This window comes from Flavobacterium sp. (genome assembly GCF_029945805.1).
In the GTDB taxonomy this organism is placed as follows: domain Bacteria; phylum Bacteroidota; class Bacteroidia; order Flavobacteriales; family Flavobacteriaceae; genus Flavobacterium.
The window spans coordinates 45,870-63,049 of record NZ_JAQSDH010000049.1 but is presented as its reverse complement, the minus strand read 5'-3'; the positions used below and the strand labels follow the sequence as shown (position 1 = coordinate 63,049).

General features: G+C 36.4%; 14 protein-coding genes and 1 tRNA gene. 11 read left to right on the top strand and 4 right to left on the bottom strand.

The window, feature by feature from the left end; all coding sequences use genetic code 11:
* Positions 1-67: 67 nt before the first annotated feature.
* Entirely contained in the window at positions 68-1,990 is a 1,923-nt protein-coding gene (locus PSU83_RS13900) for a M1 family aminopeptidase (protein ID WP_300590152.1), read from the bottom strand.
* 179 nt (positions 1,991-2,169) lie between these two features.
* Here PSU83_RS13900 and serS point away from each other — a divergent pair, with 179 nt between their 5' ends.
* From serS to mgtE, 6 genes are all read left to right on the top strand, one after another.
* The gene (gene serS / locus PSU83_RS13895) at positions 2,170-3,441 is read left to right on the top strand and encodes a serine--tRNA ligase (RefSeq protein WP_300590151.1); all 1,272 of its coding nucleotides are present in this window, start codon (positions 2,170-2,172) and stop codon (positions 3,439-3,441) included.
* Positions 3,442-3,519: 78 nt separating this feature from the next.
* Positions 3,520-5,298 (top strand): tetratricopeptide repeat protein, encoded by a 1,779-nt coding sequence (locus PSU83_RS13890; protein WP_300590150.1) that lies wholly within the window; start codon positions 3,520-3,522, stop codon positions 5,296-5,298.
* Between the two features lie 54 nt (positions 5,299-5,352).
* The gene (locus tag PSU83_RS13885; RefSeq protein WP_300590149.1) at positions 5,353-5,664 is read left to right on the top strand and encodes a DUF4286 family protein; all 312 of its coding nucleotides are present in this window, start codon (positions 5,353-5,355) and stop codon (positions 5,662-5,664) included.
* A 49-nt stretch (positions 5,665-5,713) separates the two neighbouring features.
* Positions 5,714-6,016: a GIY-YIG nuclease family protein gene (locus tag PSU83_RS13880; RefSeq protein WP_300590148.1), complete on the top strand. Its 303-nt coding sequence runs from the start codon at positions 5,714-5,716 to the stop codon at positions 6,014-6,016.
* Between the two features lie 41 nt (positions 6,017-6,057).
* Complete coding sequence (gene rsmA, locus PSU83_RS13875; protein ID WP_300590147.1) at positions 6,058-6,837, top strand: 16S rRNA (adenine(1518)-N(6)/adenine(1519)-N(6))-dimethyltransferase RsmA; 780 nt, start codon at positions 6,058-6,060, stop codon at positions 6,835-6,837.
* Positions 6,827-8,176: a magnesium transporter gene (mgtE, locus tag PSU83_RS13870; protein WP_300590146.1), complete on the top strand. Its 1,350-nt coding sequence runs from the start codon at positions 6,827-6,829 to the stop codon at positions 8,174-8,176. The genes rsmA and mgtE overlap by 11 nt, the downstream gene beginning before the upstream one ends.
* A 165-nt stretch (positions 8,177-8,341) precedes the next feature.
* Here the strand turns inward: mgtE and PSU83_RS13865 are convergent.
* Positions 8,342-8,421: transfer RNA gene (locus tag PSU83_RS13865), tRNA-Leu, on the bottom strand.
* Between the two features lie 278 nt (positions 8,422-8,699).
* Here PSU83_RS13865 and PSU83_RS13860 point away from each other — a divergent pair.
* The 3 genes from PSU83_RS13860 (at position 8,700) to pth (ending at position 11,215) form a co-directional block, all read left to right on the top strand.
* The gene (locus PSU83_RS13860; protein WP_300590145.1) at positions 8,700-9,641 is read left to right on the top strand and encodes a ribose-phosphate pyrophosphokinase; all 942 of its coding nucleotides are present in this window, start codon (positions 8,700-8,702) and stop codon (positions 9,639-9,641) included.
* Positions 9,642-9,858: 217 nt separating this feature from the next.
* Positions 9,859-10,464 carry a 50S ribosomal protein L25/general stress protein Ctc gene (locus PSU83_RS13855; RefSeq protein ID WP_300590144.1) on the top strand — a complete coding sequence of 202 codons (606 nt, stop codon included), beginning with the start codon at positions 9,859-9,861 and terminating at the stop codon, positions 10,462-10,464.
* 136 nt (positions 10,465-10,600) lie between these two features.
* Positions 10,601-11,215, top strand: a complete 615-nt coding sequence (gene pth, locus PSU83_RS13850) for an aminoacyl-tRNA hydrolase (protein WP_300590203.1) — start codon at positions 10,601-10,603, stop codon at positions 11,213-11,215.
* A gap of 79 nt (positions 11,216-11,294) precedes the next feature.
* On the opposite strand, the gene PSU83_RS13845 is transcribed toward pth, so the two are convergent.
* Together PSU83_RS13845 and PSU83_RS13840 are read right to left on the bottom strand one after the other, a co-directional pair.
* Positions 11,295-12,602, bottom strand: a complete 1,308-nt coding sequence (locus PSU83_RS13845) for a zinc-dependent metalloprotease (protein ID WP_300590143.1) — start codon at positions 12,600-12,602, stop codon at positions 11,295-11,297.
* 126 nt (positions 12,603-12,728) lie between these two features.
* Complete coding sequence (locus tag PSU83_RS13840) at positions 12,729-15,413, bottom strand: reprolysin-like metallopeptidase (protein WP_300590142.1); 2,685 nt, start codon at positions 15,411-15,413, stop codon at positions 12,729-12,731.
* 322 nt (positions 15,414-15,735) lie between these two features.
* Between PSU83_RS13840 and PSU83_RS13835 the strand changes: the two genes are divergently transcribed.
* Positions 15,736-16,146 (top strand): hypothetical protein, encoded by a 411-nt coding sequence (locus PSU83_RS13835; RefSeq protein ID WP_300590141.1) that lies wholly within the window; start codon positions 15,736-15,738, stop codon positions 16,144-16,146.
* Positions 16,147-16,244: 98 nt separating this feature from the next.
* Positions 16,245-17,177 (top strand): bifunctional riboflavin kinase/FAD synthetase, encoded by a 933-nt coding sequence (locus tag PSU83_RS13830; RefSeq protein WP_300590140.1) that lies wholly within the window; start codon positions 16,245-16,247, stop codon positions 17,175-17,177.
* Positions 17,178-17,180 lie beyond the last annotated feature (3 nt).

The following is a 17,180-nucleotide window of genomic DNA, read 5'->3' as shown; positions in this document are numbered from 1 at the left end:
AATTTGATTTTTAAACGCACAAAAGTAAGGTTTCCACCTTACTCTCGCACATAATATTTGGTTAAGATTATTTTTTTATGAATTTTTTATGAAAAGTACCTTCTGTAGTTTGAATGTCTACATAATGAACTCCAGTTGCCAGACTATTTACAGAGAAATTAGCACTAGTAGCTTCCATAACTTTTTGCCCTAAACTGTTGTAAATGATTACTTTTTCAAAGTTTGTAGAGTTAGGCATCTGAATGTGTAAAACATCCGACGAGGGATTAGGATAAAGGCCAATCGCTTTTTCTAAATCGTAGTTTTGATTCCCTAAAGTGATGGTCGAATTACGAGCAACAAGATGTCTTTCTGGATCAAATTCTACACCCGTAATTTCAAAAGGAACATTTAGTATAATTTCCTCACCATTGATCGTATTGTTTAAAACTAAATCGGCTTGTTGCCCTGCAGCGCCAAAAACCCTCACAGGCACCGGCATCTCAAAAAAGGAGACCGAAGCATCCGACTGCGTTTGGTTTACCACAAATCGTGCTTGTCCAGCACCGTAATTCTGAGCTACTATGCTGTACGTTGGATATCCTTGATTGTAAACCCAATCATTAAAAAACTCCGTTAAACTTCCTCCATAAACGGTTTCTAAATGTCCTTGAAGATCATCCGTTACCGCATATTTATACGCTAGATTACTATCGGCCAAGTAATTTTTTAAACCTTGAAAAAAAGCAGTATCGCCCAATTTGAAACGAAGCATTTCTAAAACCATTGCGCCTTTGTCATAACTCAATCGACTACTGAATATTCGGTTTACATTAGTCGCCTGAACGTCTGTTAAATAAAGATTTCCAGTTGGACTTGATGTTATGTTATTGATCATATCTTGTTTTTCGGTTACAAATGCATCAATCCCGTCAAAGTTTTCAATAACTAACGTTGCCAGATAGGTTGCGAAACCTTCGTTAAGCCAAATATCTTTCCAAGTTCCGCAAGTTACTTTGTCTCCAAACCATTGGTGTGCTAATTCGTGAGCAATCAACTGGCGACTAAAATTTACCATAAATGAAACCGTTGTATGCTCCATTCCGCCACCCCAACTAAATTGAGCATGTCCATATTTTTCATTGTGAAATGGATATACTTCAAATAAGTTTTCATATAAGTCTAAAATTGCAGGAGTTTCATCTAATTGAGAAAAAGAAGATTGATTATAATTTTCTGGATAAATATAATTGATAATTGGGTAATCATTAGGAGCCGTTCCTCCGGCCTGAGTGTAAACGCTATAATTAGTTACAGCAATAGCAATAAGGTAGGCTGGAATAGGATATCCGTGATGGAAATGCGTTGTCTTATTCGCTCCAGAAATTACGGGTGCCGTAGTTTCAATGCCGTTAGAAACGCTCACATATTGCGATGGCGCCGTGATATAAACATCGATGCTGTCTATTTTATCATTCAAATCTTGTTTGCATGGCCACCAGTCTCTAGCGCCAAAAGGCTCAGAAAGGGTCCAGATGATCGGCACTCCGTTATGTGTTGTTTGCTCAAAAGAACCAAAACCGTTGTTAGGTGGCGTTCCAGAATAAGTTACTTCAATGGTGGCAGAAGTTCCCGCAGCCTGAGTTGATGGTAGTGTAATGATTAATTCGTTACTGGTATTTTCCGTAAAAGTCAAATTCGCAACTCCTTTTTTTACCAAACTTGCGGTCAGGGTATTAGCAAAATCAAAAGTGATGGTATTCATATCAGCCAAAGCCGTAAAAGTTGTAGTAATTTTTCCAGAGATAAATTTCGTATTTGGATTTACGGTTAACTCTAATTTATGATAGGTAATGTCATAATTAATAGTGTTTGGATTTACCTGGAGATTCATTGTTTGGGCTGCTGATTTCATTTCAGCTTCAGCAATTGAACTTCTTGTGGCTGTATTACTTTGAGCAAAAACAAAGGATAAAGGTAAACAAAGGAGTAATAAGTAGGCTTTTTTCATAATGGTTAAGAGAAATTTTTGCGAATATAATAATTTATGAAGTAAACATCTGCCAAAAAAAATATAAATTCTATACCTATTTTACTGATTTTAATTTGTTTAGAATAGCATAAGTTTTTTGGTAACAGAAAGGTTTTATCAAACATTTCATTAAATTTGCGTCCTTATAAAGAAAAGTCATGTTACAGATAAGTTACATTAGAGAAAATAAAGAAAAAGTGATTGCGGCTTTGGCCAAAAGAAACATGGATGTGAAAGCGCTCGTGGAAGAAGTAATCGAATTAGACGAAAATAGAAGAAGCACTCAAGTGGCTCTTGACAACACTTTGGCAGAAGCCAACAAACTTTCATCGGCTATTGGCGATTTAATGAAAAATGGTGAAAAAGCTAAAGCGGAAATTCTAAAAATGAAAACCGTTCAACTGAAAGAAACTAGTAAAGAACTATCTGAAAAATCAGATGCTTTGGCTAAAGATCTTTTGGATAAAATGTATTTATTACCAAATCTTCCAGCAGCTATCGTTCCAGTAGGTAAAACTCCAGAAGAAAATCTGAACATTTTCGAAACAGGAACAATTCCGGTTTTGCATGAAGGAGCACAACCACATTGGGAATTGGTAAAAAAATACGACATCATCGATTTCGAATTGGGTGTAAAAATCACGGGTGCTGGATTTCCAGTGTACAAAGGAAAGGGCGCCAAATTACAACGTGCACTAATTTCTTATTTTTTAGATAAAAATACAGATGCAGGCTATCAAGAATACCAAGTGCCGCATTTGGTAAACGAAGCTTCTGCCTACGGAACGGGACAATTGCCAGATAAAGAAGGGCAGATGTACCACGATAAAACGGATGATTTATACCTAATTCCAACTGCAGAAGTTCCAGTGACAAATATTTTTCGTGACGTAATTTTACAGGAAAGCGAATTGCCTATTTTATGTACGGGTTACACACCGTGTTTCCGTCGTGAAGCGGGATCTTATGGAGCGCATGTTCGAGGTTTGAATCGGTTACACCAATTTGACAAAGTAGAAATAGTACGCATCGAGCATCCAGATAAATCGTATGAAGCTTTAGACGGAATGGTTGAGCATATAAAAAATATCCTTGACGAATTGAAATTGCCTTATCGAATTTTACGCCTTTGCGGAGGTGATATGGGATTTGCTTCGGCATTGACCTATGATTTTGAAGTATTCTCGACAGCTCAGGATAAATGGTTGGAAATCTCTTCTGTGTCCAATTTTGAAACGTTCCAAGCCAACCGTTTGAAATTGCGTTTTAAAGGAAAAGAAGGAAAGACACAATTAGCGCACACGTTGAACGGAAGTTCCTTAGCATTGCCAAGAGTTTTAGCCGGAATACTGGAGAATTATCAAACTCCAGAAGGGATTGTGATTCCAGAAGTATTGCGCAAATACACTGGTTTTGATATCATAAACTAAAAGTTAATCTTTTGTAAACAATGTACTAAGCGAGCAAAATGTGTTACTTTAGTACATTGTTTTTTTTACTAGAAATCCATGAAGAAATTCCTCGCTATAGTTTTATTATTCGTCACAATTAGTGTTAGTGCCCAAAACGAGCAGTTAGCCAATAATTATTTTGATCGCGGAGAATTCGATAAAGCTTTGGTTAGCTATGAGGAATTGCTAAAATCACAGGAAGGTAATTCCAATTACTTTCAAAGAGTAATTGAGTGTTATCAGCAATTGCAGCAGTTTGACAAAGCTGAAAGCGCCTTGGAAAAAAGAATTGACAAGTACAAGCAAAGCACACTTTTGGTAGAATTAGGGTATAATTACCAATTACAGAAAAATCAAGATAAAGCCACTAAACAGTACAATCAGGCGATTGAGAAAATCAAAAAAAATGCTACCGATGTTTACGGAATCGCCTATGCTTTTGAAAGAAAATCATTGGTAGATTATGCGCTTTTAGCCTATAAAACGGCAGTAGAAAAAGAACCCAAACTAAGCTTCAACTTCCAAATGGCAGTGCTTTACGGACAACAAGGCAATAAGGATTTGATGATTGATACTTTTTTGAATGAAGCGTACGTTAATCCGCAAAATCTCCCGTTGATTCAGAATCAATTGTCGCGTTTTATGACGGAGGAAGTTGATGCATCCTTTAATGATTCATTAAAAAAAGCATTACTTATTAGAGCTCAAAAAACGCAAGATATTTTCTGGAATGATTTCCTGAGCTGGTTGTTTATCCAACAAAAAGAATACGGAAAAGCATTTATTCAGCAGAAAGCCATTTACAAAAGAAATCCAGACTCGTTTAGCAATATCGTGAGTTTGGGCCAAATGGCCATTGAAGATAACGACCAAGATTCGGCACAAGAAATATTGACTTTCGTTTTGCAAAACACTAAAGATTTAGAGTTGCTAATTGAAGCCCATTCGTATCTGATTCAAATGAAAATTGATCATGCTACGGATAAAGATTATGTGCCTATCACTGCCGAATTGGATGCGTTGATCAAAGAATTTGGAGTAAGTCCGTACACCCTTTCCTTATTGAAATTACAAGCCCAGTTCAACGCGTTTAATTTGAATAATCCTGAGAAAGGAAAAGCAATTTTGAAAAGTGCGATGGAAATGCCCATCAATAGATATCAATTGGCTGATGCCAAAATGGAACTAGCAGATATTCTTTTGTTTGAAGAAAAATTAAATCAGGCATTGCTATACTATTCGCAGGTTAATGAGGATATGTCAGGCGATGTAATCGGTCAGGAAGCCAGTTTGAAAACTGCTAAAACAAGTTATTTTAAAACCGATTTTGAATGGGCGTCGCATCAATTGAAAGTATTGAAATCAGCTTCCTCACAATTGATTGCGAACGATGCCTTAGATTTATTTTTATTAATAAGCGACAATACGGTAGAAGATTCGTTGCAGGTGGCTTTGAAGAAGTTTGCTCGGGCAGATTTTCTTTTATACCAAAATAAAAAGAAGGAAGCTTTGTTGCAATTTCAATTGATTTTAAAAGAGCATAAGGGCGAAGATATTGAAGCCGTAACGTTACTTCGAATTGGAAAAATATACGAAAAACAAGGTGATTTTGTAAATGCTTTGGGAACTTATGATGAGATAATCAAGAAATATAAAGAAAGTATTTACATTGACGAAGCCTTATATTTTTCGGCTGAAATCTATAATATCCAACTCAAAGATACTGAAAAGGCGAAACCACTCTACGAAGAAATGATTTTCAAACACGAAGACAGTATTTACTTTGTAGATTCGAGGAATAAATACCGAAAATTACGTGGCGATACAAATCTGTAGTCTTGAGCAGGCAGTTTCATTAAAACAAATAACCGAATCACCAAATCCACAAAAATGATACTTTACAACATTACAATAAACATCCACGAAAGTGTTCACGACCAATGGATGCAATGGATGCAAGAAAAACACATTAAAGATATGCTGGCTACGGGCAAATTTTCAGCAGCGCGAATGGTTAAGGTTTTGATTGAAGAAGAAATGGGTGGAACAACCTATTCGGTCCAATTTACCACCGATTCTAAAGAAACATTGCAGCGCTATTATGATGAAGATGCGCCAAAACTTAGAGCAGAAAGCGCTTCGCTATTTGGAGACAAAATGATGGCATTCCGAACGGAATTGGAGTTGATAAGTGAGCATTAATTCCTGTTTGTCATTTCCGCGAAGGCAGAAATCCATTTAAAAAATACAAATGCAACAGTTTCGCCAATATTTCATTTATATTTTAGCAAGTAAGAAAAATGGAACCCTTTATATTGGTGTAACAAATAGTCTTGAAAGAAGAATTGAAGAACACAAAAACAAATTAAATCCGCAATGTTTTACGGCGAAATATGATGTTGATACATTGGTTTACTATGAGATATTTCAATATATAGAAGATGCTCTCAAAAGAGAAAAGCAACTCAAAAAATGGAATCGCAAATGGAAAATTAATTTGATTGAAGAAGAGAATAAAGAATGGAACGACCTCTCGGAAGACTGGTTTAAATAATATAGATTCCCGCCTTCGCGGGAATGACAAAAGCGGATACAATGAAAGACGTAAGAGCAAAAAAACATCTGGGGCAACATTTCCTAACGGATGAATCGATTGCCAAAAACATAGCGGATACCTTAAACTATGAAGGGTACGACATTACTTTAGAAATTGGTCCCGGAATGGGTGTTTTGACCAAATATCTTTTGGACAAACCTACTGAAATGTATGTTATCGAAATTGATAGGGATTCGGTTGAATATTTGAATGTGCATTATCCAAAATTACACGGTAAAATTATTTCGCAAGATTTTCTAAGATACAATATCAACGAAGTTTTTGAAGGAAAGCCTTTTGCAATTATTGGCAATTTTCCGTATAATATTTCGTCTCAAATTGTATTCAAATGTTTGGAGCTGCGTCATCAAGTTCCTGAGTTTTCGGGGATGTTTCAAAAAGAAGTAGCCGAAAGAATTTGCGAAAAGAAAGGCACTAAAACCTACGGAATACTTTCAGTTTTGGTTCAAGCGTTTTACGAGGCGGAATATTTATTTACCGTTTCACCCGAAGTTTTTAATCCGCCACCAAAAGTAAATTCAGGCGTTTTAAGATTAAGAAGAAGAGAAAACTTCACGTTGCCTTGCAATGAAAAATTATTCTTTTCTGTCGTGAAAACTGGATTTCAACAGCGGCGTAAGACATTACGAAATAGTTTAAAATCGTTTAACCTTTCGGATAATTTAAAAGAAGATACTATCTTTGACCTCCGACCGGAGCAACTCACGGTTGACCAATTCATTGAACTTACTCAAAAAATAGAGGCCAATGCAGTTTAAAATCAGCAAAGAACTTGTAGAGCAGATTGAGCTACTCATTCAGAAAAACGACGATCCCGCATTATTCGTTTTGTTGAATGACATGCACCATGCTGATATTGCTGAGATTTTTGACGAATTGGATATTGATAATGCTATTTATATTTTCAAGATTTTAGATAGTGAAATTACGGCTGAAATTCTACTTGAATTAGAAGGTGACGTCCGTGAAAAAATACTGCGAGGTCTTTCGGCTAAAGAAATTGCTGAAGAGTTAGATGAATTAGATACCGATGATGCTGCCGATATTATTTCCGAACTTTCTCAAAGTAAGAAAGAAGAAGTAATCTCTGAACTTGAAGATGTTGAACACGCGAAAGACATTGTTGATTTGTTGCGCTACAACGAGGATACCGCCGGAGGTTTGATGGGGAAAGAAATGGTGAAGGTGAATGAAAACTGGAACGTTCTTACGTGTGTGAAAGAAATGAGAATGCAGGCCGAACATGTTACAAGAGTACATTCGATTTACGTTGTAGATGATGAAAACAGGCTGAAAGGAAGATTATCACTTAAAGATTTGTTGACTACCTCTACCAAAACCCCTATAAGTGAGGTTTACATTAAAAAGGTGGATTCTGTAAAAGTAGATACTCCAAATACAGAAGTTGCCCGAATCATGCAGCGTTACGACTTGGAAGCGATTCCGGTAGTGGATGAAATGGGAAGACTAGTGGGCCGTGTTACTATTGATGATATCGTAGACGTAATTAAAGAAGAAGCCGATAAGGATTACCAAATGGCGGCTGGTATTAGCCAGGATATTGAAGCAGGCGACAGCGTTTTCGAAATGATTAAAGCACGGTTGCCTTGGCTTTTAATTGGAATGGTCATTGAGCTAATTGCCTCTTTAGTACTAAAAGACAACCAAACTTCAGTGCAACAATATTCAACGTTAATAATTTTTGTTCCCTTGCTTTCGGCAACCGCTGGAAATATTGGTGTACAGGCATCAGCTATTGTGGTTCAAGGGTTAGCTAATGGTTCGTTAAAAGAATTCAGTAAAAAATATTTGACAAAGGAAATAACAGTTGCGATGATTTCCGGAATAATTATTTCCGCCTTCTTGTTTTTATACCATTCGTTGATGTACGGCGAGTATTTAGTTGGACTTGCTATTTCTATTTCTCTAGTGGTTGTAATTCTTTTTGCCGCCTTGCTTGGGACTTTAGTGCCGTTGTTTCTACATAAAAACAAAATTGACCCGGCTATTGCAACAGGGCCCTTTATTACTACTACCAATGACGTCTTCGGAATTATGATATATTTCGGAATTGCGCGTATGGTTTTGGGCTATTAATTCTTTTTTTATTTGAAGCGGCACTTTGTGCTTCTTTACAACCATCTTCCCGCCATCCGCGCTACATGGTAGCTTGCTCCTGTCGGGGCTATCTAGTCTATAATTCTTTTTTACACCAATAAAAAATACGTACAAAAAAAGCTCCTCTTTTCAGAGAAGCTTTTGTACCCGGAGCGGGACTTGAACCCGCACGGTTGCCCACAGGTGTTTGAGACCAGCGCGTCTACCAATTCCGCCATCCGGGCTTAGGAGACCAAACCAACAACAGTTGATTTATCGCGAAAAATAAGCAACGAAACCGTTGGTTATTTTTAAACACGGTGCAAATGTAAAAAATTAAATATCATTTTCTAAAAAAATACTCGAAAATATCCTTTCAGAGTTAGATTTAATTTCTAAATTTGCACCTCGGTAAAACGGCACACAACTAACTAACTACATTCGAGGCAATTAATACAGTCAGCTTTTGAGAAAAAGAGAGCAAAATTGTACTGAGCGCATCGGATAAAAACAACAAATTACAATGTCGCATCTAGAACCAGAAGCAAAGATATTTGCGTGTTCACAAAGCGTCCATCTCGCGGAACAAATAGCTGAAAACTATGGAGTTCCGTTGGGCAAAGTTACGTTCTCAAAATTTAGTGATGGCGAATTTCAACCTTCTTTTGAAGAATCAATAAGAGGATTGCGCGTTTTTATTGTCTGCTCTACATTTCCAACAGCAGATAATTTAATGGAACTTTTGTTAATGATTGATGCTGCTAAAAGAGCATCGGCACGACACATTACTCCCGTAATTCCGTATTTTGGTTATGCAAGACAAGATCGAAAAGACAAGCCTAGAGTTCCGATTGGAGCAAAACTAATAGCAAAACTATTGGAAACGGCTGGAGCAACTCGAATCATGACCATGGATTTACATGCGGATCAGATTCAAGGGTTCTTTGAAATGCCAGTCGATCATTTGTTTGCCTCGACGATATTTTTGCCATATGTTAAAAGTCTGCAATTAGACAATTTAACCATCGCTTCTCCAGATATGGGAGGTTCAAAAAGAGCGTATGCGTATTCTAAGTTTTTAGAATCGGATGTGGTAATTTGCTACAAGCAAAGAAAAACGGCCAATGTAATTGACACCATGGAATTGATTGGTGACGTGAAAGGAAGAAATGTGATTTTGGTTGATGACATGGTGGATACGGGAGGAACATTGGCTAAAGCGGCTGATTTGATGATTGAAAAAGGCGCATTGAGTGTGAGAGCTATTTGTACTCATGCCATACTTTCGGGTGATGCTTATGAAAAACTGGAGAACTCTAAACTATTGGAATTAATTGTTACCGATTCCATTCCGTTAAAGAAAGAATCTAATAAAATAAGAGTAGTGAGTTGTGCGCCTCTTTTTGCAGAAGTAATGAATATGGTGCAACACAACAATTCCATAAGCGGAAAGTTTTTGATGTAAAATCAGAAGAAAGAAGCAAGAGGAAAGAAAAAAAGCTTCAATAAAAAGTTAGAGTTGAAGTTTTAAATAAATTGCGTGAAGGATTGGAGCAAGTATCCTTTTTTGAAAAAAAAGATACTGCGGAAAGCCTGGCCCGAAAGGGACACGCCCAAATAATTATCAATTATTAATTGTTAATTATCAATTAAGTATTTTTTATTAATTATATATATTTACAATGAAATCGATTACAATTAAAGGATCACAAAGAGAAAGCGTAGGCAAGGTTGCGACTAAAGCGGTACGTAATGCTGGAATGGTTCCTTGCGTTATTTACGGAGGAAGTCAACCAATTCATTTTGCAGCAGAAGAAAAAGCATTCAAAACTTTGGTTTACACTCCAAACGCACACACCGTTGTGATTGATTTGGATGGAAAAACTACCAATGCCGTTTTGCAAGACATTCAGTTTCACCCAGTTTCTGACAGAATCAACCACATTGATTTTTTCCAATTGGATGACAACAAAGAAATTATTATGGAAGTGCCTGTTAAAGTAACTGGAACTTCTCCAGGTGTACTTTTAGGAGGTGTTTTGAACTTGAACCAACGTAGATTAAAAGTGAAAGCTTTGCCAAAAAATCTACCTGATTTTGTTGAAGCAAATATTTCTGAAATGCAAATGGGAAACAAATTGTATGTAACTAAGTTGCCTACAAATAACTTTAAATTAATGCACCCAGACAATACGGTTGTAGCTCAAGTGAAGATTTCACGTGCTGCTATGAAAGCGGCTCAAGAAGCAGCAAAAGCCGAAAAAGGTGGAGCGAAAAAGAAAAAATAAGTCTTTATTTTTCCATAATAGAAAAGCATCAGTTTACTGGTGCTTTTTTTATGCAATCAAATTAGTTTACTTTTGCAGAATGAATTGGATTAAGAAGTTGTTTAAAACAAATCCTAGCTCTGAACAATCAGTAGAAATGATATTGGAGAGTGAGGAACACCAAAAAAATACTATAGAAGAAGTGAGTAAAAAATTCCTTATCGTCGGTCTGGGTAATATTGGAGGTGAATATGTAAATACACGCCATAATATTGGGTTTAAAGTCCTCGATTATATTGCATCCAAACACGGTGTTTCTTTTGAAACGGCAAAGTTGGGTGTAGTTGCAGAAATCAGTATTAAGGGAAGAAAGTTAATCCTACTTAAGCCGAATACGTATATGAATCTCAGTGGGAAGGCCGTTCAATATTGGATGCAAAAAGAAAATATTAGCAAAGAAAATCTTCTGATCATTACGGATGATTTGAACTTGGCTTTTGGCACTATTCGAATAAAAGGAAAAGGAACAGATGGCGGACACAACGGATTGAAAAACATTCAGTTGCTTTTAAATACTTCAGAATATCCTAGATTCCGTTTTGGAATTAGTGATGAATTCAAAAAAGGACAGCAGATCGATTATGTTCTTGGCGAATGGAATGCTGTCGAAAAAGAAAAACTTCCGGAACGATTTGAATTGGGTAAGCAAATTGTAGAATCGTTTGCTTTAGCAGGACTAAACGAAACAATGAATAGTTTTAACGGTAAATAAAAAAAGCCCCAAATAGTGTCTAACTTTTTGGGGCATGTTCATTAATGAAAGGGCTTTTTTTATAGATATACTTCTGAATTTATTGAACAATCAATTTCTTAGTTACAAGGCCTTTATCGCTCTTGATGTTTACGAAATAAACGCCGCTAGCAGGTTTGTTTAAATTGATTTCTTGAATAAGATTAGCCGATTGGTCGTAATTGTTTTCGTAGATTATTTTTCCTGAAATATCAAATACTTCAACAGAAAAGCTATTGGCCAATTCTTTGAATTCTATGGTGAAAGTACCGTTGTTTGGATTTGGGTATATGCTGAATTCTTTTTGTAAAAACGCATCATTTGCCAAAGCGGTTGTGGTAAATTGACTGGCAATTGTATTATACCAAGCTTGCATTCTAGCTGCTTGACCAGCGGTAAACATATACATGCACGAATCTTGGACATAATCCATGTAATTCATGGTTAGTTGAAGATAGCCACAAGTTGTTACAGCGGGATTTCCAGAAACATTAGGATCTGGTGGGAGCGAAGCATCATTACAATCATAGCGTGGTTGATTGGTAGACGGTGTGTCACAAACTCTATCGCCAGATGAAGCACAATTTGCTCCGTCACAACCTGCGAAAGTGTGATTTAAGTTAAAAAAATGTCCTAACTCATGGGTTAATGTTCTTCCTTTATTATAAGGTGCGCCGGGTACAAAGCCAGCACAGTTAGGAGTGCTTCCACCTAAAGATGCTCCAAAAGCATTGTTATCTATAACAACCGTTTTACCTGTTGCAGGTGTTCCGCCAACCGGTGAGAAGCCGAGAATTCCACCAGCGATATTTTTAACTACTAAATTCATATAGCCACTCCAAGTAGCATCCTCGTTACAGCCATCAGTACAGCTTATGTTTCCAGCGGTTAGAAAATCGGTTCCAAAGGTTACTGCTAAATCACCATTATTCAATCCTGTACCGGCTGGATGGTTTTCTGTCGCTATTACAAACTGTACATTCAAACTTCCCGTATTTGTTTCAGGATAATTTCCGCTTACTGAAGCCCAATTAGAGATGTCAGTATTGGTTCCGTTATAATCGGCATTTAAGATGTTTACTTGTCTTTGCGCTAAATTTCTTAAACAAGTTTTAACAGTTTCTGTTACAGCACCAGCAGAGGGATAATGCACGGCAACAGGTATTCTGATTACAGCATTTGCATTTCTAGCGCTATTAGCTTCTAATCTTTGCAATTCAATTTCAAACTTATTTTGTTGCTCAATATAAGCTTGTCTTTGAACAGGGTTGTTCATTATTATTTCCATTTGTTGTTCGGCGCCACAAGTTCTTTGTTGGGCAAAACTAAATTGAAAAATAAGTAGTAGGAAAAGTAATTTTAATTTCATCTTGGTGGTATTAAATTTTATAAGATTTCAAATTTAATCAAATGTTTGATATTATGAACTTTTTTATACAAAAAAAAGGGAAATCTTCATAAGATTTCCCTTTTTAACTGTTTAATTGTCAAATAACTATTCGATAACTATTCGCTTTACGATCTTATTAGTTCCATCAGTAACTGAAACTAGATACACTCCCGATTGAGCATTGCTCAATTGAATGTTTTCATTAAATACAGCTTGATTAGAGTACTTGTTTTCAAATATGGTTCTGCCTCTCATGTCGTAAACATTAACCTTAATTTCGCTTGAAGTTGCAGTGTCAAACTGAATAGTAAAGTTTCCTTTGTTTGGATTTGGATAGATTGAGAAATCTGTTAATTGATTTGAAGGTGTTGCTAATGTAATTGTTTGAGTACAAACTTCAATACCCCATGAATTTATAGTTCCAGTATCGCCAGTGAAATTATCGTACACTCTAAAGGTCCAGTTTCCTACCGGGTTTTGGCCATTAAATGCTGCAAGCGATGCGCCAGGAATAACCGTTTGTAAAGTAGTTCCTCCAGCACAGTTAATTGCTGCTCCATCGTCACTGAACTTTAAGTTCACTGTAGCGCTTGTATTTCCACAACTTCTGTTAAATAATTTGACAAACGTAGATGGATCTTGTGGGCTACTAATATCAGTTTGAACATCTGAAAGATAGGTATGTGTAATGCTGTTGAAAACGTTGACATCAGAGATTGTTCCTCCAACGGGCACGTTTAAAGTTCTAGTAGTATAAGTACCAGGCGCCTGATCTACAAAAGGAATGGTTCCAGAAAAAGTGTAAGTATTACAAGCGTTGGTTATAGTGTAACCCAAAGCTATATTTTTTGAAACGGCATAGAATATATTACCAACAGCTTCAATTAGAATTCTACAATTTGGAGATGGTGTAGCAGGAAGAGTTATGCTTTCTGAGCCATCATTCGCAGTGTTTGCTAATAAAGTTGTAAAAGTGGTTCCTCCATCAATAGAAATTAATATATTAACATTCGCAGTATTAATTCCGCTTCCGGTTGTTCCAGCAACATTCCAAGTTAGGGTTTGTGTGCTATTGGTCAACCAGCTAGTATTGTTAACTGAAGGATTTGTGATTGAAAAAGCACCACCAGCATCAACAACACTTACAACAGTAGCAGCGCTATTAGTTTGACCACCTCCAAGCACATTATCTCTTACAGTTAACGAGAAGTTTAAAGTTCTTGCAACAGAAGAAAGAACTTCCCATGTTGGAGTAAGGTTTCCTGCTAAAACATCAGCGAACTGAGGCATATAGCGTATAGGTGAAGTTACAGGTATACGCGATCTAAAGTTTGGACCATCAGTCTTAGTTGGCGATGGAATGCATAATGCCGCTCCAAGTGATGTTGTGGCATCATCATTTTCTTCCCAGCAGTAAGTCAATACTTCACCGGTAGTTCCAGTACCTGATCCTGTAAGTTTAAAAGCGGTACTTATAGGAATAGTGAAAGGTCCTGTTGTGATTACGCCAGGTCTAGGATTACTTGTCGCAGTGCTTATGCTTACAGGACAAGTTTTAGTGTTCATATTGGACTGGATTTGAGAAATACTTCTAAAAGTATAGTAATCATCTGAATTTCCCTGAATGTCTGTTCCATTGCCGCCGATACCAGCGTAAGCCATAATAGTTGTTCCAGAACCTGGCTCAACGTTTACTGAATTATTTTCTGTAGTATGAGAAAAAGTATGGTTAGCGCCCATTTGGTGGCCCATTTCGTGAGCAACATAGTCGATGTCAAAAGTATCACCTTCAGGAATACCGTCTGCAGGCGATGTTATACCACTTCCTTTGTTAGCATCAAGACATACACAACCAATACAGCCTGCACTACCACCACCACCAGTTGCACCAAAAAGATGTCCAATGTCATAGTTAGCAGCACCCACAACGCTATTTAAAGTAGCTTGTAATTGACCATTCCATGCTGCTGGAGCGCCAGTACCTGTTTCAGTAGAATACGGATCAGTCGCTGCATTTGTGTAAATTATAGTTGTATTATTAACTAAAAGTAATTTTATCGCTAAATCTTTTTCGAAAACGCCATTACATCTTGCCATAGTTGCATTCATTGCTGCTAATGCGCCAGCTACAGTTCCACCGTGATAAATGGTGTATTCTGCAGTAACCGATAAAGCAAGACGCATTGTTTTATAAGATTGAGCGCTTGATTGTATACTATTCGGATCTACCAATCTTCCTAGGGTTTCAGTTGTAGCGAAATCTTCTGTACTGCATACGAACGGCAACTGTGATTTGTATCTTGTTGCTGAATCAAAAACTACGTACACAGAACTATCTTTAGTGTAAGGTTCAATAAATTCTGAACCTGAACCCGCTCTGAACACCATAGTTTTAATTCCTTTTGGATCAAAACTAAAGTTTAAAGTAGCTGAAGGATCTGTAATACCTTTTCCAACAAAAGCTCTGATTTCTGGATATTGTGCTTGCAATGCCGGTTCAAAGTTTGAGGATTCCCAAACTAAGAATTTCTCCATTACCCCTTTAATATTTGGCAATTGAATTTCAACACCTGCTTGACCTGAAGATTTTTGAGAAACAGTAGCAAGCGCTTGTTTAAAACTAACAGCGTCAAACTGCAATAATTGTTGATTTTGAGAATAAGAAGTTTGTCTTACGAGCTCTGAACTTATTGTTTTATTACTGTCCCACTGTTTCCAAGCGGAATTTCTTTGGGCAAAGGTTTGACCTGCAGTAACGATAAAAACAACTAAAAGTAAAAGTTTTTTCATGGTTTGTTGATTTAATAAAAGTAGGTAAAGATAGGTATGTTTAAATAATTTGCAAATTATAAGCATGATTATTAAATATTGTATTCGCAATTTTAACATTTTGGTAGCGTTTTAATTAAATTAATCAATTTTTTGTATTGCTTTTCTTGACAAACTGATTTTGAACGCAAAAAAAGGCACAGTCTTTTCATATCTTTGTTATCACTTTTTAAATAATTATGCTATGCGATTCTTAATTACACTACTGCTATTTTGTTTAGCATTACAAATGTCCTCTTGTAAATGCAACCAAAAGGTGAACCAAGAAATTTCTCTTTTAAAAATGGATTCATTGGAGAATGGCTCAAGGAAATTACATTTATTGAAAAATAAGAAGCTTGAAGTAGTGCAAAATGATGGTTATGTATCTTATACAATTTTAGAGAATGACAAAACAAATGTGTTGCATTATGTTTATGCTATAAATCAGGATCAGGTTGCTTATGATGGCGGGTATAGAGAAGAAGTTCTTTTTGAAGTTCCAAATGAAGTTTTAGAGGCTAAATACACAGATAAAGAATTGCAAAACACTAAAATGATTTTCGGTAGATATTGTTTTTGCAAAGGTAAAACAGGTGTCTATAAAATAGCACAAGGTAATCTTCACGTAAAATCAACCAAAAAAGATATTCACTTTGAACTCGATTTTAAAATAACAGAAGTTCCACAGGTTACAGAAAAGATAGCGTACTAAAAACTCCCGTGTGGTTGTACTTTATTTTAAGTGATAAAAATTATCGATTTTTGGTTTGTAAAACATATTTTTGCCTCACACATTTTTTTACTTAGTTTTTGAAAATAGTCAACTCCATAAAATCATTCAGCGCAACCAAACAAACCATTGTAACCATTGGTACTTTTGATGGTGTACATCTAGGGCACCGCAAAATTTTGGAACAAATCACGAAGAACGCCCAGGAGTTGAATTGTGAAAGTTTGGTGCTTACATTTTTCCCACATCCACGCATAGTGCTGCAGGATGATACCGAAATGAAACAATTGAATACACTGGATGAAAAAATAGGTTTGTTAGATACTTTAGGTATCGACAATCTTGTTGTGCATCCGTTTGATAAAGAGTTTTCAAGATTAACTGCAGAGGAATTTGTGAAAGCGGTTTTGGTAGATGTTTTTAAAGTTAAAAAAATAATTATCGGACATGATCATCGATTTGGCAGAAACAGAACGGCTAATATTGATGATTTAATCACTTTTGGAGAACTATTCGGATTTGATGTAGAACAAATTTCGGTCGAACAATTAAATGAAGTCTCCATCAGTTCTACAAAAATAAGAACCGCACTATTAGAAGGAAATGTAGAGTTGGCAGCAGATTATTTGGGCTACACTTATTCAGTAACGGGAACAGTGATTCAAGGAAAGCAACTCGGAAGAACTATTGGTTATCCGACGGCGAATATTACAATAGCGGAAAATTACAAACTTATTCCCGCAAACGGAGTTTATATTGTTAAAAGTAGCATCGATGGAAGTCTACTTTACGGAATGATGAACATCGGGATTCGTCCAACGGTCGATGGAACAACGCAAACTATAGAAATTCATTTTTTCGATTTCAATCAAGATTTGTACGGTCGTAAAATTACAGTTTCACTCTTAAAAAGAATGCGGTCCGAACAAAAGTTCGAATCCGTTGAGGCACTCAAAGCCCAATTAGGTGCTGATAAATCTACAGCGGAAGAATATATTGCTTCGTTAAAGTAAGCG

Bases quoted from the DNA above. Each gene is read 5' to 3' on its own strand.
- PSU83_RS13860 (WP_300590145.1), top strand. From the start codon at position 8,700: ATGTCGCATCTAGAACCAGAAGCAAAGATATTTGCGTGTTCACAAAGC.
- mgtE (WP_300590146.1), top strand. From the start codon at position 6,827: ATGCAGTTTAAAATCAGCAAAGAACTTGTAGAGCAGATTGAGCTACTC.
- PSU83_RS13885 (WP_300590149.1), top strand. From the start codon at position 5,353: ATGATACTTTACAACATTACAATAAACATCCACGAAAGTGTTCACGAC.
- PSU83_RS13880 (WP_300590148.1), top strand. From the start codon at position 5,714: ATGCAACAGTTTCGCCAATATTTCATTTATATTTTAGCAAGTAAGAAA.
- PSU83_RS13835 (WP_300590141.1), top strand. From the start codon at position 15,736: ATGGATTCATTGGAGAATGGCTCAAGGAAATTACATTTATTGAAAAAT.
- serS (WP_300590151.1), top strand. From the start codon at position 2,170: ATGTTACAGATAAGTTACATTAGAGAAAATAAAGAAAAAGTGATTGCG.
- PSU83_RS13845 (WP_300590143.1), bottom strand. From the start codon at position 12,602: ATGAAATTAAAATTACTTTTCCTACTACTTATTTTTCAATTTAGTTTT.
- pth (WP_300590203.1), top strand. From the start codon at position 10,601: ATGATATTGGAGAGTGAGGAACACCAAAAAAATACTATAGAAGAAGTG.
- PSU83_RS13900 (WP_300590152.1), bottom strand. From the start codon at position 1,990: ATGAAAAAAGCCTACTTATTACTCCTTTGTTTACCTTTATCCTTTGTT.
- rsmA (WP_300590147.1), top strand. From the start codon at position 6,058: ATGAAAGACGTAAGAGCAAAAAAACATCTGGGGCAACATTTCCTAACG.
- PSU83_RS13890 (WP_300590150.1), top strand. From the start codon at position 3,520: ATGAAGAAATTCCTCGCTATAGTTTTATTATTCGTCACAATTAGTGTT.
- PSU83_RS13840 (WP_300590142.1), bottom strand. From the start codon at position 15,413: ATGAAAAAACTTTTACTTTTAGTTGTTTTTATCGTTACTGCAGGTCAA.
- PSU83_RS13855 (WP_300590144.1), top strand. From the start codon at position 9,859: ATGAAATCGATTACAATTAAAGGATCACAAAGAGAAAGCGTAGGCAAG.